Here is a 20545-nt window from a genome sequence, read left to right on the forward strand (position 1 = left end):
TCCTTTCTTCATGGAGATGCGGCACTCGCCGATTTACGAAGTGCGGTAGGGCGTGGCATATGGGCGGCGATCATCCGTGCGTGGCAATGCCATCGAGCAGTCGCGGCAGGCCGGCGTCATCGCGCAGCACGGCGGGCAACAGCCGCGACGGGAAATTCTGGTAGGAAACCGGCCGCAAAAAACGGTCGATGGCCAGGCTGCCGACGGAAGTGGACCGCCCGTCGGAGGTAGCCGGATACGGTCCGCCGTGCACCATCGCATGCGTCACCTCGACGCCAGTCGGCCAACCGTTGACGACGATGCGCCCGCTGCGGCGTTCCAGCAGTGGCAACAGCCTAGAGGCCGTATCAATATCGGCATCGTCCATCTGCAGCGTGGTGGTCAGCTGGCCTTCCGTCGCTACCAGTACCGACTGCAGCTCGGCCTCATCGGCGCAGCGCACCAGCAAGGACGACGCGCCGAAGACTTCCTTTCCCAGCGCCTTGTCAGACAAAAACGACCGGCCGCTGGTCGAGAACAGGGCCGCGCGTCCGGCGTTGCCACCGTCGCCCGCCGGGCCTTGGGCGATGGTATGCACCTGCCCATGCTGCTGAAGCGCGTCGATCGAGTGTTCATAAGCCGAATGAATTGCGCCGGTCAGCATCGTCTGCGCGGCGGCGCCCGAAATCGCTTCGGCGGCCGCCGACACGAAAGCATCGAGACCCTCGCCCTCGATCGCCAGCAGCAGGCCGGGATTGGTACAAAACTGGCCGGCGCCCATCGTCAGCGATCCGACAAAGGCCTTGCCAAGCTCCGCGCCGCGCGCGCGCAGTGCCTCCGGCAACAGCAGCACCGGATTGATGCTCGACATCTCCGCATAAACGGGAATGGGAACCTCGCGCGCCTGCGCCAGCTTGACCAGCGCCAAACCACCGGCGCGCGATCCGGTAAAGCCCACCGCCGTGATGGCGGGGTGCTTGACCAGCGCCGCACCCAGTTCGGTGCCTGGACCGACCAGGTGCGAAAATACGCCCGATGGCAGGCTGCTGGCCTTCACCGCCGCATGGATGGCACCGGCAACCATGGCGCCCGTCGCCGGATGCGCCGGATGACCCTTGACCACGACCGTGCAGCCCGCGGCGAGCGCCGAAGCGGTGTCGCCGCCGGCCGTGGAGAAGGCGAGCGGAAAATTCGACGCGCCGAATACGGCGACGGGTCCCAGCGGAATCCTTCGCAGGCGCAGATCAGCTCGCGCCGGCGCCGTCGTGCTCTGGGTTGCCGGGTCGATGCGCAGGCCCATCCAGTCGCCGCGCCGAAGTACGCCGGCGAACAGCTTCAGCTGATTGACGGTGCGGCCGCGTTCGCCTTCCAGACGTGCGCGCGGCAGGCCGCTCTCGCGCATCGCGGTGACGATCAGATCGTCGCCCAATGCTAGAATTTCGGCGCCGATACGTTCGAGAAAAACCGCCCTGGCTTCGGCATCGGTCGCACGATAGGCGTCGAATGCGGCCTCGGCTGCCGAACAGGCCGCGTTGACTTCGGCAATGCCGTCTGTTTCAAAACGGGGGCCGAAGGGCTGGCCGGTCGTGGCATCGATCGAACGGAAATCCATTATCGCGTCATCCGTCAGTTGGGTCTTGCCGTCGTTCGACATTATGCTCCACCACCATTAATTACTCAGACAATTAGGTTAAGGCGCGTATGCTGGTTTTGCAATGCCGACGGTTTCTTCTGACCTCGGAGCGTGTATGCCGTTCAACGTTGAAATTCGTTACCGAGGGGTGAGCTCTTGAGCAAGACAATCACGCCAGCAGAACCGATCAAGCGCGCGCGCGAACCCCGCGGTACCGGTCGGCGCCTGTACGGCGCGATTGCCCACAAGCTGGGCGCTGCGATCCTGGCTGGGGAATATCTTCCAGGCGAGGTGCTTTCCGGAGAAATCGTGTTCGCCGAGTTGCTGGACGTATCGCGCAGCGCGTACCGCGAAGCGATTCAGGTGCTTGCGGCCAAGGGTCTGGTCGAAAGCCGGCCCAAGGCAGGCACGCGTGTCCTGCCGAGAAACCGCTGGAATCTGCTCGACCCGGAAGTACTGGGCTGGGCCTTTGCAGGGCAACCGGACGTCGCCTTTGTGCGCAGCCTGTTCGAACTTCGCGCTATCGTCGAGCCTGCTGCCGCTGCACTGGCAGCGGAGCGGCGCGATAAGGCCGCGCTCAAGAGCATGCGCGACGCACTGGCTGGGATGACGCGGCATACGCTGGCCAGCGAAGCCGGCCGCATGGCCGACCGGGATTTTCACAACGCGATTTTGCACGCCACCGGCAACGATGCGCTGATCGTTCTCAGCGCCAGCGTATGCGCAGCGGTGAGCTGGACTACGCAATTCAAACACCGCCAGCGCGACCTGCCGCGCAATCCCATCCCCGACCATCGTCGCGTGCTCGATGCGATTGCGGCCAGCGACCCGGCCGCCGCCAGCGAGGCGATGCGGGTGCTGGTGGAACTGGCGCTGGAAGACACGCGCCAGTCGATGCAGGTCTGAGTCGATACATACCGGACCGCTGTTTCTCAACGACCGCCGGTGCGGCGCTTGTTGTAGACGTCGAATGCCACGGCCGCCAGCAACACGAGTCCCTTGATCAGGGACTGGTATTCCGTGCCGACGCCGAGAATCGACATGCCGTTGTTGAGCAGTCCGATGATCAGTCCGCCGACGATGGCTCCCGTCACGGTACCGATGCCGCCGGTAACCGCGGCACCGCCGATGAATACCGCCGCGATCGAGTCGAGCTCGAAGCCAGATCCCGCGCTAGGGCTCGCCAGATTGAGCTGAGCGGTGAACACCAGACCGGCCAGCGCCGAGATCACGCCCATATTGACGAACAGCAGAAAGGTAACGCGCTGCGTCTTGACGCCAGAGAGCGCCGCCGCGTGCAGGTTCCCGCCGATCGCATAGACATGACGACCGAAGACCGAGCGCGCCATCACCGCGGCATAGATGACGATGAGCAGGCCGAGGATCACCAGAACGATCGGCGTGCCGTTGTAGCTCGCCAGCAAAAAGGCGATATAGATGATCAGGAAGGCACCGAAAGCCAGCTTGAGCACGAACCACCAGAGCGGCTCGGACTCCAGCCCATACTTGTGGCGCGCCCAGCGCTGACGCAGTGAGCCGAAGATCAGCACGATCGAGGCGAGAACACCGAGCGCGAGCGTCAGTGGCTCATAGCCACTAGTGCCGAAGCTGGGCAGAAAACCGGAACCCAACCGGCGGAAGGCCTCCGGAAAGGGCGATATCTGCTGATTCTGCAGCGCGATCTGCGCGGCCCCGCGAAACACCAGCATGCCGGCCAGAGTGACGATGAACGCCGGTATTCGAAAGTACGCGATCCAGAAGCCCTGCCAGGCACCGACCAGCGCACCGAGGATCAGGCACAGCACGATCGCGATCGGCCATGCGATATGCCATTCGGTAATCATGACACCGGCCATGGCGCCGACGAAGGCCACGACCGAACCCACAGAAAGATCGATATGACCGGCGATGATCACCATCACCATGCCGATCGCCAGGATCAGGATGTAGCTGTTCTGAATGACGAGGTTGGAGACGTTGATCGGGCGCAACGTGATGCCGTGCGTGGTGATCTGAAAAAACAGCACGATCACGATCAGGGCAGTAAACAGGCCTACCTGGCGAAGCTGACCGGTGAGATAGCCCAGTATCCTCCTTGCCTCGCCGACGGGTTTCGTCACTTCGTTAGACGTTGTCACTAGTGGATCTCTCCCGCTCTTTGGTCATGTGCTGCATAAGGATTTCGGCGGTCGCCTGCGAACGCTGAACATCGGCGGTGATACGTCCCTCGGCGAGGGTATAGATGCGGTCGCACATGCCGAGCAGCTCAGGCAGCTCCGACGAGATCATGATCACGCCTTTGCCCTCGTCGGCGAGCCGATGAATGATGGTGTAGATCTCGTACTTCGCGCCTACATCGATACCGCGCGTCGGCTCGTCGAGGATGAGCACATCCGGATCGGCGTACATCCACTTCGACAGCACGACTTTCTGCTGATTGCCGCCCGACAGTTTTCCGGTAATCGAGTCGACGCTCGGCGCCTTGATGTTGAGGCTCTTGAGGTACTTCCCGGCGACCGTCGCCTCCTTGTGGTCGTCGACGAAACCGAACAGGCCCGCCAGCTTGCCCAGCGCCGACCCCGAGACGTTGCGGGTGATGTCGTCGATCAAGTTGAGCCCGTAGCGCTTGCGATCCTCCGTCGCATAGGCAATGCCGTGCTGGATCGCCTTCGACACCGTACCGGTGTCGATTTCGACGCCGCGCTTGAAGACCTTGCCGCTGATCTTCACGCCGTAGCTCTTGCCGAACAGGCTCATCGCCAGCTCGGTGCGCCCTGCCCCCATCAACCCGGCGATGCCGACGATTTCGCCGGCGCGAACGGAGATCGAGGCATCCTTGACGATCTGGCGCGTCGTGTCGATCGGATGAAACACGTTCCAGTGTTCGACCCGAAGCAGCTCCTCGCCGATCGTCGGCGTGTGATCCGGATAGCGGCTTTCGAGCTCGCGCCCGACCATGCCCTTGATGATCCGCTCTTCGCTGATCTCATCGGCATGCATATCGAGCGTCTCGATCGCGCGCCCATCGCGAATGATCGTCACAGCGTCGGCGATCGCCTTGATCTCATTCAATTTGTGGCTAATGATGATCGAGGTAATCCCCTGGCTCTGCAGCTGCTTGATCAGCTCGAGCAGATGCGCCGAATCCTCGTCGTTAAGAGCTGCTGTCGGCTCATCGAGAATCAGCAGCTTGACGCGCTTGGAAAGCGCCTTCGCGATCTCCACCAGCTGCTGCTTGCCCACGCCGATGTCGGTGATCTTGGTGATCGGATTGTCTTTCAGGCCGACCCGTGCGAGCAGTTTGGATGCCTCGAGGTTGGTCTTGTTCCAGTCGATCCAGCCCCTCGTCTGCTGCTCATTGCCGAGAAAGATGTTCTCGGCAATCGAGAGATACGGACTGAGCGCAAGCTCCTGGTGAATGATGACGACGCCGGCGGCCTCGGAATCGTTGATGTTCTTGAAATCGACCTTGGCATCTTCAAAGACGATCTGGCCATCGAAGCTGCCCGCGGGATAAACGCCGCTGAGCACCTTCATGAGCGTCGATTTACCTGCGCCGTTCTCGCCGCAAATGGCGTGAACATGACCACGTTTGACGCCGAGCGAGACGTTTTGCAAAGCCTTGACGCCTGGAAACGTCTTCGTGATGCCCTGCATCTCGAGAATGTTTGTCGTCACGTTTTCTGCTTCTTCCTGGATGAGAAGAATGATGAGGAACCGAAGCGCCGGTCACGGGCAAACCGACGACCGGCGCTTCGGCGAGCGACCATTACTGCAGCTGTGCCGGCGTGTAGTAGCCGCTGTCGATGAGCACCTGCTGATAATTCGCCTTGGTGACAACCGTGGGCTGGAACAGATAGGTCGGCACGGTGATGACCTTGTTGTTGTAGCTCTTGTCGTCGTTCGTTTCCGGTTTCTTGCCAGTCAGGATGTCGTTGGCCATGACCGAAGCCTGGTCGGCAAGCTTGCGCGTGTCCTTGTAGATGGTGGAGTACTGCTGGCCGGCGATGATCGACTTGACCGACGCGGCCTCGGCATCCTGGCCGGTAATGACCGGCAGCGGCTTGGCGGACGATCCGTAACCCGCACCCTGCAATGCCGAGATAATGCCGATCGACATACCGTCATAGGGCGAGAGCACGCCGTCGAGGCTTGCACCGTCGGAATACGACTTCGCAATCAGGTTCTGCATGCGGGCCTTGGCGGTTGCCGGATCCCACTGCAGCGTGGCGACCTGGGTGAAACCGGTCTGGCCGCTCTTCACGACGATGGAGCCGTCAGCGATATAAGGCTTGAGGGTATCCATCGCGCCGTTGAAGAAGAACGTGGCGTTGTTGTCGTCCGGGCTACCGGCGAACAGCTCGACGTTCAACGGGCCCTTTTTGTCGGTCTTCTTGCCATCGGCATCGAGCAACCCAAGGCCGGTCAGCAGGCTGTTGGCCTGATCGACGCCAACCTTGTAGTTGTCGAACGAGACGTAATAGTCGACATTCTTGCTGCCGGTAAGCAGGCGATCATAGGAAATGACCTTGATGCCGGCCTTGGCAGCGGCGTCGAGCTGATCGCTCAGCGAGCCACCGTCGATCGACGCGACGATCAGAATCTTCGCGCCCTTGGTGATCATGTTGCTCACCTGGAGAACCTGCTGCGGAATCTTGTTGTCGGCGTACTCGAGGTCGACCTTGTAGCCGAGCTTTTCGAGGTCTTCCTTCACGGCGTTGCCGTCCTTGATCCAGCGCTCGGACACCTTGGTCGGCATGGCGACTCCGACCAGCGCACCTTTGTTATCGGACGACGCGGCTGCGCTATCCGAGCCTCCGCGGCCGCCGGAACAGGCGGCGAGCGAGAACGCCAAACCCATCGTTGCGATGCCGATCAGTAATGTTTGTGCCTTCACGGTGAGTACCTTTCAGTTGATTTCAGGACGTCTTCATCGGTGTAGTGCTGATCGGTCCGCATTGTCCGGTTGCGGAACGGTACGCCGCCCTGGAAACAGGCGGCCAGTTTTTCTTGTCATCATCGAAGCCAGTCTGCCATCCCGCTGCATCAACGGCTGGTTACCGACGGCAGCAGCCACGCTTTTTCATCGTCCCAGCCTGGCGCCGTCGGGAGGACGCAGCGCGCAGCATTTCGATCGCCTTTCGATGGATGGAATGTTCTTTACTGCGACGCGCATCATCGCTTATCTTGTCTGAGTAATAGACTATCCACGCAATCCTCATGCGTCAACGACCACTCGCGAAACCAAACAGGAGTAGATATGAGCATCTCGCTTAAGATCACATCCGCCGGCGTTTTAACCGTGTTGATGGCGTGTAGTGGACACGTTTTCGCAGCAGAAGCAAGTCGCGCTGCAGCAGGACAGCTGAAAGACGGCACGAGCGTCGACGCGATTACACTGAGTAATTCACACGGCGTCAAAGCGAGGATCCTCGCCTATGGCGCCACGCTGCAATCGCTTGTCGCACCGGACCGCAACGGCAAGCCAGTGGACGTCATTCTGGGCTACGACGATCTGAGTTCGTACGTCGATCATCCCAACTTCTTTGGCGTGACCGTGGGACGCTACGCCAACCGCATCGCCGGAGGCCGATTTGCGCTGGACGGCAAAACCTACCAGCTGCCGCTCAACGACAAGACCAACAGCCTGCACGGCGGAGGCAACGGTTTCGATAAAGTCCTTTGGAAGGTTGTTTCAGTGAAGAGCGGCCCCGTTGCCAGCGTCGTTCTCTCGCATCACAGCGCGGACGGTGATTCGGGTTATCCCGGCAATCTCGATGCCACCGTTACCTACACGCTCGACGAGAGCGGCAACCTCGGCATCCGGTTCGAGGCAAAAACGGACAAGCCCACCATCGTCAATATGACGAACCACGGCATCTTCAATCTCGCCGGCGAAGGTTCGCCCGGTGGCGCGATGAATCAGCGCCTCACCATTCCGGCAAGCGCGATCACGCCGGTCAATGCCACGCTGATACCGACCGGCCAGCTGCGCCCGGTTGCCGGCACGGTGTTCGACTTCCGCACGCCGCGCGTCATTGCCGATGGCCTTCGCGACGGTCGCGACGAGCAAATCGTTTTCGGCCGCGGCTACGACCACAATTTCGCACTCGACAAAGGCGTAACCAAGACGCCGCAGCTGGCCGCACGACTGGAAGACCCCGCCTCCGGCCGCGTGCTGGAGGTGTTGAGTACCGAGCCCGGCGTACAGTTCTATACGGGTAACTTCCTCGACGGCACCTTTATCGGCAAGCACAGCCACGTCTACCGGATGGGCGACGGCGTCGCGCTGGAGCCGCAGAAATTCCCCGACGCGCCCAATGAGCCAGGCTTTGTCTCGGCTCGCGTCGATCCGGGCAAGCCTTACATGCACAGCATGATTTATCGCCTCTCCACGCTTCCTGAGTAATCCGCAGCCCACCATGAACAATCCCGCCCCACCCAAGCTTCGCTCGCGCGCCTGGTTCAACAATTCCGACAATATCGACATGACCGCGCTCTATCTGGAGCGCTATCTCAACTTCGGCCTGTCGTTGGAAGAACTGCGTTCGGGCAAGCCGATCATCGGGATCGCCCAGACCGGCAGCGATCTTTCACCGTGCAATCGCCACCACATGGTGCTGGCCGAACGCGTGCGCGACGGTATCCGCGAAGCAGGCGGCATACCGCTGGAATTCCCGGTGCACCCGATCCAGGAAACCGGCAAACGCCCCACCGCCGGCCTCGATCGCAACCTCGCCTATCTGTCCCTTGTCGAGGTGCTTTACGGCTATCCCATCGACGGCGTAGTGCTGACCATCGGCTGCGACAAGACCACGCCCGCCTGCCTGATGGCGGCGACGACGGTGAACATCCCGGCCATCGCGCTTTCGGTCGGCCCCATGCTCAACGGCTGGCACAAGGGCGAGCGCACCGGCTCGGGCACCATCGTATGGAAAGCGCGCGAGCTGCTGGCCACTGGCGCCATCGACGAGGATGGCTTCATCAAACTGGTGGCGTCGTCGGCGCCGTCGACCGGCTACTGCAACACGATGGGCACGGCGACGACGATGAACAGCCTGGCCGAAGCGCTCGGCATGCAGTTGCCGGGCTCGGCAGCGATCCCAGCGCCCTATCGCGACCGGCAGGAAATCGCGTACTACACCGGCAAGCGCATCGTCGAGATGGTGGCCAAGGATCTGAAGCCCTCGGACATCCTGACGCGCGAGGCATTCCTCAACGCGATCGTGGTCAATTCGGCCATCGGCGGATCGACCAACGCGCCGATTCATCTCGCGGCGATCGCCCGCCATATCGGCGTGGAACTGGCGATCGACGACTGGCAGACGTACGGCCACAAGGTACCGTTGATGGTCAACCTGCAGCCGTCGGGCGAATACCTCGGCGAGGATTTCTATCGCGCCGGCGGCGTACCCGCGGTCGTGGCGGAGCTGATGAAGCAGGGTCTGATTCACGAGGATGCGATAACGGCAAACGGCAAAACCATCGGCGACAACTGCCGCGATGCGACGATCGAGGACGATCGGGTCATCCGCCCGTTCGCCGACCCGTTGAAAAAAGATGCCGGCTTCATCGTGCTGCGCGGCAATCTGTTCGACAGTGCCATCATGAAGACCAGCGTGATCAGCCCGCAGTTTCGCGAGCGCTACCTCAGCAACCCGCAAGATCCCGAAGCCTTCGAAGGCCCTGCGGTGGTATTCGACGGACCGGAAGATTACCACCACCGTATCGACGATCCGGCGCTCGGCATCACCACCGACACCCTGCTTTTCATGCGCGGCGCCGGGCCGGTCGGATACCCGGGCTCGGCCGAAGTGGTGAACATGCGTCCGCCCAACTATCTCATCCGCGAAGGTGTGCACGCCCTGCCTTGCATCGGCGACGGCCGCCAGTCGGGCACCTCGGGATCGCCATCGATTCTCAACGCCAGTCCGGAGGCCGCCGTGATGGGCGGACTGGCGCTGATCCGCACCGGCGATCGCGTCCGCATCGACCTCGGCAAGGGCACCGCCAACGTGCTGATCAGCGATGAAGAGCTGGCCGAACGGCGGCGTGCACTGACCGAGGCCGGCGGCTACGCCTATCCCGCCTCACAAACGCCATGGCAGGAAATCCAGCGCAAGATCGTCGGTCAGATGGAAACCGGCGCCATTCTCGAAGGCGCTGAAAACTATCAGCAGATTGCTCAAACACGTGGACTGCCGCGGGATAGCCATTAGCCGATCGCGGTTGTAATGCGACCGGGTGCCGAAGCCTGCGTGCAGGCCTCGGCACTGAAGAACTCTCAGGCCAGCGCGTCGTCGTGTACGCCGCGCACCGCACGACCGGACGGATCCGCCGCGTGGGCAAACGCCGGGTCCCAGGCCAGTGCCGCTGGCGACGAGCAGGCAATCGACTTGCCGCCGGGCACGGTGGCGGCGCACGCCTCACCCGGAAAGTGCTGCTCGAAAATGCGGCGATAGAAATAGGCTTCCTTGGTGGCCGGCGTATTAAACGGATAGCGCGCAGCGGCGGCAGCAAATTCGCGATCGGTCACGGCCTGCTCTGCTTGCACTTTCAGTCCATCGATCCAGCCGTAACCCACGCCGTCGCTGAACTGCTCTTTCTGACGCCACAGGATTTTTTCCGGCAGCGCGCCGTCGAAGGCTTCGCGCAGTACGCCCTTTTCCATCTTGCGGTTGGATGGACCGCTCTTGTCGACCATCTTGTGCTGTGCGTCGATCCGCATCGCCACGTCGATGAACTCCAGATCTAGAAACGGCACGCGCGCCTCGACGCCCCAGGCCATCATCGCCTTGTTGGCGCGCAGGCAGTCGTAGCTGTGCAGTGCATCGATCTTGCGCACGGTTTCCTCGTGGAACGCCTCGGCCGACGGCGCCTTGTGGAAATACAGGTAGCCGCCGAACAGCTCGTCCGATCCCTCGCCCGAAAGCACCATCTTCACGCCCATCGCCTTGATGCGGCGCGCCAGCAGGTACATCGGTGTGGCAGCACGGATGGTAGTGACGTCATACGTTTCGATATGGCGAATCACTTCGGGCAGCGCGTCCAGCCCTTCCCAGAAGGTATAGACGAAACCGTGATGCACGGTGCCCAGCGCATCGGCGGCGACCTGTGCCGCGGCAAGATCGGGCGAGCCTTCGAGGCCAATCGCAAACGAATGCAACCGCGGCCACCAGGCCTCGCTGCGATCCTCGTCCTCGATGCGTTCGCGCGCAAAGCGGGCGGCGCACGCGGCGACCAGCGAGGAATCTAGACCACCGGACAGCAGCACGCCGTAAGGCACGTCGGTCATCAGCTGGCGGTGCACGGCCTGCTCGAACGCAAGTTTCAAAACCGCCGGCTCGACCGACGATCCCTGCGTATGCGCATAGTCGCGCCAAGGCTTCACGTAATACTGGCGCAGCTCGCCGCTGGCGCTGTCGTAGATATGCCCGGGCGGAAACGCCGCGACATCGGCGCAAAGGCCGACCAGCGATTTCATTTCCGAGGCCACGCACAGACGACCGTGCGTATCGTGCCCCCAGTACAGCGGGCATACGCCGATCGGGTCGCGTGCAATCAGGTAACGCTGCGCTTCGCCGTCCCACAGTGCGAAGGCGAAGATGCCGTTGAGCTTGTTGACGAAATCGGTATCGCCATCGCGATACATTGCGCTAATGACTTCGCAATCGGATCCGGTGGTGAAGTCGTAATCGCTGCCGGCACGCAGCTCGCGGTGATTGTAGATTTCGCCGTTGACCGCCAGTGCGAGCGCGCCGTCGCGCGAGCGCAGCGGTTGCGCGCCGCTGGCCGGGTCCACGATGGCGAGGCGTTCGTGCACCAGGATCGCGCCCGCGTCCACAAACACGCCGCTCCAGTCCGGGCCGCGATGACGCTGCCGCTGCGACAGCTCCAAGGCCTGGCGGCGCAACTGTGCCAGGTCATCACCGGATTGCAGGTCGAACATTCCGAAAATCGAACACATCGCACTACCCCTTTTGCTTGTCTGATCAGAAATTTAGCCCTGCCGGGAATGGTTCCTGCATTTCCGGCATACCGGCCATCCCTGGCCATAACGAAGAAGGCCCGCACTGGGCGGGCCTTCTTCGCGTGTCTTTCGTGAAATCCGAACTACGCGAGGGCCCGCCAACGGCTGGCGTTATTATTCGCGTTGTTATTGGTGTTGCCGGCAAGCACGACGAACTGCGCGACAAGCGCGTCGGGGGTCGAGTAGCTGACAATCATTGAAATCATGGCCCGACTAAAACAGATACGGCGTCCCAACGCAAGCGCGTTGATGCGACGGGCTGCGCAAATGTCGGCAACTAGACGCGCGGTGGCTCGCTGATCCAGCCGATCGCCTGTGCCAGTTCGGCATTGCTGAACAGGCGGAATTCCGCGGGAATCGCAAAACCCATCGCCGTGGCCGTCATCCGCAGCCACTGCACATCGGTGACCAGCGCCACCCGATCCCAGCCGCTGAGGTGACGCATGCCGAGCTTGGCGTCATCCCACATGGCACCTGGATCGAAACCCGTGAACTCCGGACCGATGTGATAAATCAGACGCAGCTTGCGGTTCAATGCAAACGCCGCTTCGACATCCGGCACGATGATGCGCGCATAGTCGTCCGCCGTAACCTGGCCAATGGCGCGAAAGCCGAGCGTACCCGCCAGCAGTCCCTGCATCTGTTCGATCATCGCTTGCTCCTTGGAATAGTGAATGAATCAGAATCTAGCAGCAGCTTGCTTCGATCGTCGTGAATAACATACCCGACGTCGGTGGGCAGTCAGGCCACCTATCGTTTTAGATCGCTTCGATATGCCGCAACAGCAGCCGCGGCGTTTCGCGACCCTGCCAGTCGTTGATGGTCAGTTCGTATACCGCGCGCAAACGCGTCGGCGGTGGCATACCGTGGTAAGCGTTGAACATCACCGCATCGTGCATGGCGCCGTCGCGCGGATCGCGCAGCTGCAGACGCAGGTGGCGCTCGCCCATCAGCTTCCAGCTCTGGCACTCGAACGCATTGTCGAACAGCGGTTCCGGAAACGCCTGCCCCCACGGCCCGGCCTGACGCAGCTGCCGGGCCAGATGCAGCGACGCGGCGCCGGCAGGCAATTCGCCGTCGGTGTACAGCACGGCCTGCAGTTGATCCGCATCGATCAGCTCACGGGCCACCGCGTCGAACGCGTCGGCAAAACGCGGGTAGTCGCCGGTCTTCAGACTCAATCCGGCCGCCATCGCGTGGCCGCCAAAACGCTCGATCAAGCCCGGATGCCGTGCGTCGATGACGGCCAGCGCATCGCGGATATGGAAGCCGGAAATCGAGCGCGCCGAGCCGCGCAGCTCGTCGGTGTTGTCTTCACTCGCTGGCGCAAAAGCGATCACCGGACGGTGCAACCGATCTTTCAGTTTGGAAGCCACCAGCCCGACGACGCCAGCGTGCCACGACGGTTCGAACAGGGTCACGCCGACGGCATCGGTGTGCGCGGCAGCGTCTGCCATCTGTTCGGCCTCGGCTACCATCGATGCCTGCAGGTCGCGCCGTTCCAGGTTGATGGCGCTGAGCTGTTCGGCGTAGCGATACGCCTGCCCCACGTCGTCAGTGAGCAGGCACTCGATGCCCAGACGCATGTCCTCCAGTCGACCCGCCGCGTTCAAGCGCGGGCCGACGACGAACCCCAGATCGCTGGCGCACAGCGTCGCCACGCTGCGCTTGCCCGACTCGATCAAGGCCGTAATGCCGGCGCAGGCGCGAACGCTGCGAATGCGCTTGAGGCCCGCCTCGACCAGCACGCGGTTATTGAAATCCAGCGGTACCAGATCGGCGACAGTGCCTAACGCCACGAGATCGAGCAGGACCGAAAGATCAGGCTCCGTTGCGCCGAATGTACCCAGCTCGCGCAACCTGGCACGCAAAGCCAGCAGCAAATAGAACATCACGCCCACGCCGGCCAGCGCCTTGCTGGGAAAGCTCTCGTTCAAGATCGCGTCGTGCGCGCAAACCTCGCACGGCGGGCTGCTGTGCCCGCATTGGTCGACGTAGACCAGATTGGGATTGACCATGGCGTCGGCGGCAGGCAGCTGCTCGCCCGGCAAGTGGTGATCGGTGACGATGACCTTGATACCGCGCGCCCTGGCCGCGGCGACGCCCGCCACGCTGGCCACGCCGTTGTCGACGGTAACGATGAGCTGCGGCGTCGGCTGCATCGACTCAACCAGCGCCGCGCTGAGCCCGTAGCCGTGAATGAAGCGATGCGGCACCGCGTAACTCACCCGCTTCGCGCCCAGCATGCGCAAGCCACGCACCGCAACGGCAGTGCCGGTGGCACCATCGCAATCGTAGTCGCCGGCAATCACGATGCGCCAGTCGTCGCGGATCGCTTCGACCAGTATCTCGATCGCCTGTGGCATGCCGCCCAGCGCCTGCGGCGACAGCATACGCGCCAAGCGGTGTTCGACCTGATCGGGTGTGAACACGCCACGCGCGGCGTAGATCTGCTGCAGCACGACGTGCACTGCCTCGGGCCAGCCGCTGGGCGTGCCGCTGATCGCCCGTCGGCGCAATTCCGGCGTGATCAACGTGCTGCCCTGCGCCACAGGCGCCAGCGATGCCACGGCTTGCTCTGCCAGCGTTCGCCGTTGGCAAAGTGCAGACGCAGCGAGTGGCGATGCATCAAGGTTTCGATAACCGGTAACCACGCGGATTCGATCTCGCGTATCGGCAAGTCCTGCAGATCGATCAGCCATCCATTCGTGGCGGCGGCAACGGCGTCTTCCGTTCGCGCAAGACGCTGGATGCCAGCGCGCGCGGCTAACGCATTGAGCAGCAAATCGTCGCTGATCACACCGGTCAATGTACTGGGCAGCGGCGGCGACAGCGCACCGCCGCCCCACAGCCACAGGCTATTCACCGGCGCCAGGCCACGCGCCCGCCGCGCGCTATTGAGCGGATGCTGATGCAGCAGGACCTGGATATCGTTGATCAGCACGCGCCAGCGCTTGCCTTCGGCGCCCTGCGGCAGGTGCTGCGAAAGATCCTCACCCAACGCCTGCTCGGGCGCCGAGAACGTCGGCAGCGGCGTATTCGGCGGCAGGCGCAGATGCCAGCGATCGGGCGTGGTGATTTCCAGCGCGATGCCCGCGTCGTCGAACGCCGGTTGCAACGCATCGGCAAAGGCGAGCGCTTCGTCCATCGTCAGCTGCAATTGCCCGCAGGCCAGCAGCCGCACGCCGTTCATTTCCGGTTGGACCCAGGCGGGGTCCGCTGACAGCCAGGTATCTGTACCGGCGTCGTGAGCCACATGTTCGCGAGTGATCGCGGCGGCGGCCAAAGCGTTATCGGCGCCAGCGAAGTAATCGCCCAGGCCGGTCAGATAACCGGCGCGTCCATCGCCAAGCCGATCGGCGCGGACCAACAGCGCTCGCAGCGCGCTCGCGGCGCCGGTCGCCGGCAAGGCCGGCAACCACACGTACACGGTCGGCTCCGGCTTACCCGTCATGCGAACTCATGCTTCCAGCTGCTCCTGCAGTTCCAGCCACTCGGTTTCCAGCGCATCTTTTTCCTTGCGCAGTTCCGTCTGCCGCTGGCCCAGCCGCATCATCTCGCCGGTGGGGCCGTTATACGTGGCCGGATCAGCCAGCGTGGCCTCCAGCTTGGTCAGCTCGGCGTCGATCGTTGCGGTGCGAGTTTCAATTTTCTTCACCCGCTGGCGCGAGACTTTTTCATTCTCGCGCGCGGCGGCGTGGTTACGCTTGCGCTCTTCCGGCGACTCGACCTTGACGACAGCTGCGACCGGCTTGGCCGCAGCGCCGGCCTTCGCCGCCTTTTTATTGGCCGCGCCGCGCGAGCGCAGCCACTTGGCGTAGTCGTCCAGATCGCCGTCGAAACCTTCCACCACGCCGTCGGCCACGCGCCAGAAGCTGTCGCAGACCAGGCCGAGCAGGTGGCGATCGTGCGATACCAGCACCAGCGCGCCGTCGAAGTCGGACAGCGCGTCGGCCAGGGCCTCGCGCATGTCCAGATCGAGATGGTTGGTCGGCTCGTCGAGCAGCAGCAGGTTGGGTTTGTCCCAGGCGATCAGCGCCAGCGCCAGACGCGCGCGCTCGCCGCCGGAGAATCCGTCGACCGACTCGAATGCGCGATCGCCCGCGAAATTCCAGGTACCGAGAAAATCGCGCATCACCTGGGTCGCCACGCCCGGCGCCTTGTCCATCAGATGCTCCAGTGGGCTGGCACCCTCGCGCAGGCTCTCGACCGTGTGCTGAGCGAAGTAGCCGATCTTCAGATCCTTGTGCGCCTTGCGCTCGCCGCTGAACGGATCGAGTTCGCCGACCAGAGTTTTCACCAGAGTCGATTTACCGGCGCCATTGGGGCCGAGCAGGCCGATGCGGTCGCCGGCTTCCAGGCTAAAACGCACGTTGTCCAGGATGATGTTGTCCGGGCCGCCCTTGTCGTCGGGGTAACCGGTGACGATGTCCTCTAGCTGCAGCATCGAGTCCGGCAGGCGGTCGGGTTTGGCAAACTGAAAGTGGAACGAGCGCTCCGCGCGCACCGCCTCGGTGCCGGCCAGCTTTTCCAGCCGCTTCATGCGCGACTGCGCCTGCTTGGCCTTGCTGGCCTTGGCCTTGAAGCGATCGACGAAGGACTGCAGATGCGCGCGCTCGGCTTGTTCGCGCTCGTGCGTGATCTGCTGCTGGCGCAGCTGCTCGGCCCGCAGACGCTCGAAGGCGCTGTAGTTGCCGGTGTACATCTTCGCCTTGCCATCGTTCAGATGCATGGTGTGCGTGATCACGCCATCGAGAAACTCGCGATCGTGCGAAATGATCAGCAGCGTGCCCTGGTAGCGGCGCAGCCATTCCTCCAGCCACAGCACGGCATCGAGATCGAGATGGTTGGTCGGCTCGTCGAGCAGCAGCAGCTCGGACGGTGCCATCAGCGCACGCGCCAGGTTGAGCCGTACGCGCCAGCCGCCGGAGAACTCCTGCACCGCACGTTCGTGAGTTTCCGGCGGAAAGCCCAGGCCGTGCAGCAGCTTGCCGGCGCGCGCGCGGCCGTCGTAGCCGTGCAGTTCCTCGATGCGCTGATGCGCGCGGGCCATCGCCTCGGTGTCGCCGCTTTCGGCAGCGTCGCTTTCGTCCTGCAGCACGGCGGCAAGCTCTTCGTCACCACCCAGCACGTAGTCGATGGCGGCATCGGGCAGCGCCGGGGTTTCCTGCGCCACCGAGGCCAGCCGCAGCTTGGCCGGGATATCCAGCTGGCCCGCATCGCCGTCCAGCTTGCCCTGCAGCGCGGCGAACAGGCTGGACTTGCCGCAGCCGTTGCGACCGATCACGCCCAGCCGCCAGCCGCTCTGGATCACCAGGTCGATATCGGAGAGCAGCAGGCGGGTGCCGCGGCGCAAGGCAAAGTGTCGAAAAGCAATCATGGTGTCGCCGGTGTCCGAATCGGGCAGGCCGTGGCCCGCAGCCGCCCATGATAGCGGGGATCAAGGTATTCTTGCCCTGGCGGGAGCATAGCGCGGGTGTCAGCGGAGTGCCGATCGGGTGACCGTTCGTTAGAATCGGCACGGCCTTATGCTAGGGAATACGCGCCGCCGTGTGGCGTTATCGGCATTAAGCGTGTCATGGCATGGCGCACACGCGCTGGTTTTGCTACAACATGGCGGCATACAGCCTTGCGTACAAACGTCTTGCACGCACACAGTCTTGTTAGGGATAGGGGGAACCATGGTCAAGTCCATTTGCCGTTTGCCGGTCGTCATCGCGCTGGCAGCCATCGGCAGTTTCTCCGTTTCGTCGAGCGTAAGCGCCGCGCCGCAGACACAGACCCACGGCGACAACCTGCTGATCCATCGCGTGCAGCAGGAAAACGGGATGCACCTGCCCACCCGCGGCATGAGCATGGCCCAGGTAGAAAGGACTTACGGCACGCCGCAGAGCAAGCTGTCACCTCGCGGCGGCGACAGCAGCAAGCATCCGGTGATCAACCGCTGGGACTACGCGAACTTCATCGTGTATTTCGAGCGCAGCCACGTCATCCACTCGGTGCTGAATACGCCGGCGGGAAACAATACCAACCCCGCGGCGGTTAACTGAACACGGTCGCCTGAGCACTGCCAAATGATGGGGTCTTCAAGAACGCAGCCTGTGGTGACGCATGCCGCGTTTTTATGTGCCTGCAAAAACCTTGTCGTACAATCCGCTACTTCGGCGTTCAGCCAGACTCCGAATGATCCAATCTTCCGTCATTCCGGCGCAAGCCGGAATTTAGTGACTGGATAAGTGTTGGAAGGCACTGGATTGACCAGCTGCGCTGTTTTGAAGCCGTTCTGCTTGCGCCGGAATGACGGCTCAATTTTGGTTATTTTCAACCTGATGCTTTCCCTAACCGCCCGAGAATTTTTCGCATGACCAACCACAGCTTGCGCCTGCCGGCGGAATGGGAGCCACAGTCCGCGGTGCTGATCGCCTGGCCGCACGCCGGCACCGACTGGGCCGATCGCCTGGCCAGTGTTGAAGCCACCTATATTGCGCTGGCCGCCGCCGTCGTGCGCTTCCAGTCGCTGATCATCGTGGTGCCGGATGCAGAGTTGCATGCGCACGTCGAAGCGCAGCTGCGCGAGCATGGCGTTGACCTGTCGCGCGTGCGCTTTGTCGAGCTGTCCTACGACGACACCTGGCTGCGCGATTCCGGCCCGATCACGCTGAGCGCCGGCGACAAAAAATATCAGCTCACCGATTTTCGTTTTACCGGCTGGGGCGGCAAGTTCGGTTCGGCGCAGGACGACGCCCTGGTCGCCGGTCTCGTCAATGCCGGCGTATTCGGAACGGCCGGCCATCGCCGCATCGACTGGGCGCTTGAAGGCGGCGCCATCGAAAGCGATGGCCACGGCACCGTGCTTACCACCTGGCGCTGTCTGGTGCAGCGTCATCCCGACCAAACGCGTGAGGAAATGAGCGCGATATTGCGCGACGGCCTGCATGCCGATCGCGTGCTGTGGCTCGACTACGGCTACCTCGAAGGCGACGACACCGACGCCCACATCGACACCCTCGCCCGCTTCGCACCGGGTGAACGCATCGTGTTCCAGGCCTGCGATGACGCCAGCGATCCGCACCATAAAGAACTGCAGCGCATGGCCAGCGAACTGGCTGCGCTGCGCACCAGCGATGGCCGTCCGTATCAGCTGTATCCGCTGCCGTGGGCGCAGCCTATTCTCGATGAAGGTCGTCGCCTGGCCGCGTCCTATGCGAACTACCTGATCGTCAACGATGCGGTGCTGGTCCCGGCCTACGGCGACAAAGCCGACGACGAAGCCGCCTACATCATCGGCACCGCGCACCCCGGCCGCGAAGTCGTGCAGGTGCCCTGTCGTGCGCTGATCTGGCAGAACGGCAGCCTGCACTGCATCACCATGCAGCTGCCCGCTGGCCTGGTTGGGAGCCAATAACCAGTAAGTATTTCCCAGCCGAGCCCGGGGCTTTAGATATGTGAGCTGCTCAAAGCGGCTAGCTGGAGCGCTGCGCGCTTCCCTTGAATTAGCCATCAAAGGTGGCTCGGCTATCTCAGCAACTGAAGCTGATCCAGCCGCTTGTCCTCCACCTCTTGGTTCTGAATGTATGTCCGAATCCTTTCTTCGTTCCGCCCCACTGTCGATATGAAATACCCTTGGGCTCACAAACTTTGCCCAACGAAACTCCGCTTCCACTCTCCGGCAAATTCAATTCTAAAGTGCGCCACCTATTGATATGAAGTGGCACAGGCACGTTAGCCACATGTGCACATGGTCCGGCATCAGGTGCCTCCCATCCACTCAACTCTTCTTCTGCTCCGCCAAACGGCGAAACATTGCTCCCAAGTACTTCCTTAAACCCAAGCCTTCCGTTGATTGTCACAGGTTGTTGCGACAATCGCTCGAATGTGCGTATCAGCAATCACAGAAGAATCGCGAGGCCGTGAACTGGCCAAACTTGACGGTGTTTACGGGTTCAAGCATCAATGGCTGCTGGGGTCGACTGGTAGCATCCCGACAGCGCAAGTGGAAGCGGTTTTGAATCGCCCCGTCTTTCCCGGAGGCTCCCACTCTTGAGAGGATGGAGCGATGAAGACAGCAACGAAGTATTCCCCGGAAGTACGCGAGCGAGCGGTTCGGATGGTGCGCGATCATCAAGGCGAGTACGCCTCGCGGTGGGCGGCGATCGCATCGATATCGACCAAGATAGGCTGTACGGCCGAGACCTTGCGCCGCTGGCTGCAGCAGGCCGAGCGTGACGTGGGTCAGCGCGAGGGGCTGAGCACGTCGGAGCATGAGCGACTGAAGGCGCTCGAACGAGAGAACCGCGAGCTTCGCCAAGCCAACGAGATACTGCGCAAGGCGTCGGCGTATTTTGCCCAGGCGGAGCTCGACCGCCGGTTCAAGCCATGAAGGCATTCATCGACGAACACCGCGAGGCTTACGGGGTCGAGCCGATCTGCAAGGTACTGCCGATCGCCCCGTCGACAGACTACCTCCACGCCGCCCGGCAGGCCGATCCGTCCACGGCGCCGGCGCGTATCCAGCGAGACGAGCAGCTGTGCGGCGACATTCGGCGGGTGTGGGACGAGAACCGTCAGGTCTATGGCGCACGAAAGGTCTGGCATCAGCTGCGACGCGAGCAGAGGCGGGTGGCCCGTTGCACGGTGGAACGGTTGATGCGCCGCCTGCAGCTCAAGGGGGGTAAGGCGCGGCAAGGTGGTCAAGACCACGGTTAGCGACAAAGCGATCACATGCCCGCAGGACAAGGTGAACCGGCAGTTTCGAGCGGATCGACCCAATGCGTTATGGGTTTCGGACTTCACGTATGTCTCGACGTGGGCGTAATGCTGTTCACTTAAGCGGAGCGGCTTTTCGATTCACGGGGTAGCGAGTCTTGGATATTTTGACGGACCTCGGCCTGGAAGGCCGAGGT

At 62.5% G+C, this 20545-nt stretch carries 15 protein-coding genes, 1 pseudogene and 1 other annotated feature; of the genes and pseudogenes, 7 read left to right on the plus strand and 9 right to left on the minus strand.

Features of this window, described 5'->3' with window-relative positions:
* Positions 1-70 precede the first annotated feature (70 nt).
* The gene (locus HDE78_RS18640; protein WP_179482288.1) at positions 71-1633 is read right to left on the minus strand and encodes an aldehyde dehydrogenase (NADP(+)); all 1563 of its coding nucleotides are present in this window, start codon (positions 1631-1633) and stop codon (positions 71-73) included.
* Positions 1634-1768: 135 nt separating this feature from the next.
* Here HDE78_RS18640 and HDE78_RS18645 point away from each other — a divergent pair, with 135 nt between their 5' ends.
* On the plus strand, positions 1769-2518 hold the full coding sequence (locus tag HDE78_RS18645; RefSeq protein ID WP_179482290.1) for an FCD domain-containing protein: 750 nt from the start codon (positions 1769-1771) through the stop codon (positions 2516-2518).
* A gap of 26 nt (positions 2519-2544) precedes the next feature.
* Here HDE78_RS18645 and mmsB read toward each other — a convergent pair whose 3' ends face one another.
* The 3 genes from mmsB to chvE form a co-directional block, all read right to left on the minus strand.
* A complete protein-coding gene (gene mmsB / locus HDE78_RS18650; RefSeq protein WP_218862544.1) occupies positions 2545-3750 on the minus strand; it encodes a multiple monosaccharide ABC transporter permease in 1206 nt (401 codons plus the stop codon).
* Positions 3737-5290: a multiple monosaccharide ABC transporter ATP-binding protein gene (gene mmsA / locus HDE78_RS18655; RefSeq protein WP_179482292.1), complete on the minus strand. Its 1554-nt coding sequence runs from the start codon at positions 5288-5290 to the stop codon at positions 3737-3739. The genes mmsB and mmsA overlap by 14 nt, the downstream gene beginning before the upstream one ends.
* A gap of 91 nt (positions 5291-5381) precedes the next feature.
* Positions 5382-6371 carry a multiple monosaccharide ABC transporter substrate-binding protein gene (chvE, locus tag HDE78_RS18660; RefSeq protein ID WP_304624719.1) on the minus strand — a complete coding sequence of 330 codons (990 nt, stop codon included), beginning with the start codon at positions 6369-6371 and terminating at the stop codon, positions 5382-5384.
* On the opposite strand from chvE, the gene HDE78_RS18665 reads away from it, so the two are divergent.
* The 3 genes from HDE78_RS18665 (at position 6370) to HDE78_RS18675 (ending at position 9831) form a co-directional block, all read left to right on the plus strand.
* Positions 6370-6807: a hypothetical protein gene (locus HDE78_RS18665; RefSeq protein WP_179482160.1), complete on the plus strand. Its 438-nt coding sequence runs from the start codon at positions 6370-6372 to the stop codon at positions 6805-6807. The two genes, chvE and HDE78_RS18665, sit on opposite strands and share 2 nt — an antisense overlap.
* Positions 6808-6872: 65 nt before the next feature.
* A complete protein-coding gene (locus tag HDE78_RS18670; RefSeq protein ID WP_179482294.1) occupies positions 6873-8021 on the plus strand; it encodes an aldose epimerase family protein in 1149 nt (382 codons plus the stop codon).
* 13 nt (positions 8022-8034) lie between these two features.
* Positions 8035-9831 (plus strand): IlvD/Edd family dehydratase, encoded by a 1797-nt coding sequence (locus tag HDE78_RS18675; RefSeq protein WP_179482296.1) that lies wholly within the window; start codon positions 8035-8037, stop codon positions 9829-9831.
* Positions 9832-9896: 65 nt separating this feature from the next.
* On the opposite strand, the gene asnB is transcribed toward HDE78_RS18675, so the two are convergent.
* The 5 genes from asnB to HDE78_RS18695 all read right to left on the minus strand — a co-directional run bounded on the left by asnB (position 9897) and on the right by HDE78_RS18695 (position 17022).
* Positions 9897-11579, minus strand: coding sequence for an asparagine synthase B (asnB, locus tag HDE78_RS18680; protein ID WP_179482298.1), 1683 nt, complete (start codon positions 11577-11579; stop codon positions 9897-9899).
* Between the two features lie 340 nt (positions 11580-11919).
* Positions 11920-12294 carry an STAS/SEC14 domain-containing protein gene (locus HDE78_RS18685; protein WP_179482300.1) on the minus strand — a complete coding sequence of 125 codons (375 nt, stop codon included), beginning with the start codon at positions 12292-12294 and terminating at the stop codon, positions 11920-11922.
* Positions 12295-12400: 106 nt separating this feature from the next.
* A complete protein-coding gene (gene recJ, locus HDE78_RS18690; RefSeq protein ID WP_345776084.1) occupies positions 12401-14212 on the minus strand; it encodes a single-stranded-DNA-specific exonuclease RecJ in 1812 nt (603 codons plus the stop codon).
* On the minus strand, positions 14173-15096 hold the full coding sequence (locus HDE78_RS21150; RefSeq protein WP_255457900.1) for a phosphoglycerate mutase: 924 nt from the start codon (positions 15094-15096) through the stop codon (positions 14173-14175). Before HDE78_RS21150 ends, recJ begins: the two co-directional genes overlap by 40 nt.
* Positions 15097-15102: 6 nt before the next feature.
* Positions 15103-17022 carry an ATP-binding cassette domain-containing protein gene (locus HDE78_RS18695; RefSeq protein ID WP_179482304.1) on the minus strand — a complete coding sequence of 640 codons (1920 nt, stop codon included), beginning with the start codon at positions 17020-17022 and terminating at the stop codon, positions 15103-15105.
* Positions 17023-17323: 301 nt separating this feature from the next.
* Here HDE78_RS18695 and HDE78_RS18700 point away from each other — a divergent pair, with 301 nt between their 5' ends.
* The 3 genes and pseudogenes from HDE78_RS18700 to HDE78_RS18710 form a co-directional block, all read left to right on the plus strand.
* Positions 17324-17692, plus strand: coding sequence for a hypothetical protein (locus tag HDE78_RS18700; protein ID WP_179482306.1), 369 nt, complete (start codon positions 17324-17326; stop codon positions 17690-17692).
* Positions 17693-18003: 311 nt separating this feature from the next.
* Positions 18004-19047, plus strand: a complete 1044-nt coding sequence (locus HDE78_RS18705) for an agmatine deiminase family protein (protein WP_179482308.1) — start codon at positions 18004-18006, stop codon at positions 19045-19047.
* Positions 19048-19698: 651 nt separating this feature from the next.
* Positions 19699-20451, plus strand: a pseudogene (locus HDE78_RS18710) (IS3 family transposase); the annotation flags it as partial.
* Positions 19977-20093, plus strand: a sequence feature (AL1L pseudoknot). Its footprint overlaps the pseudogene before it by 117 nt.
* Positions 20452-20545: the final 94 nt, after the last annotated feature.

Source organism: Rhodanobacter sp. K2T2 (genome assembly GCF_013408815.1).
Classification (GTDB): domain Bacteria; phylum Pseudomonadota; class Gammaproteobacteria; order Xanthomonadales; family Rhodanobacteraceae; genus Rhodanobacter.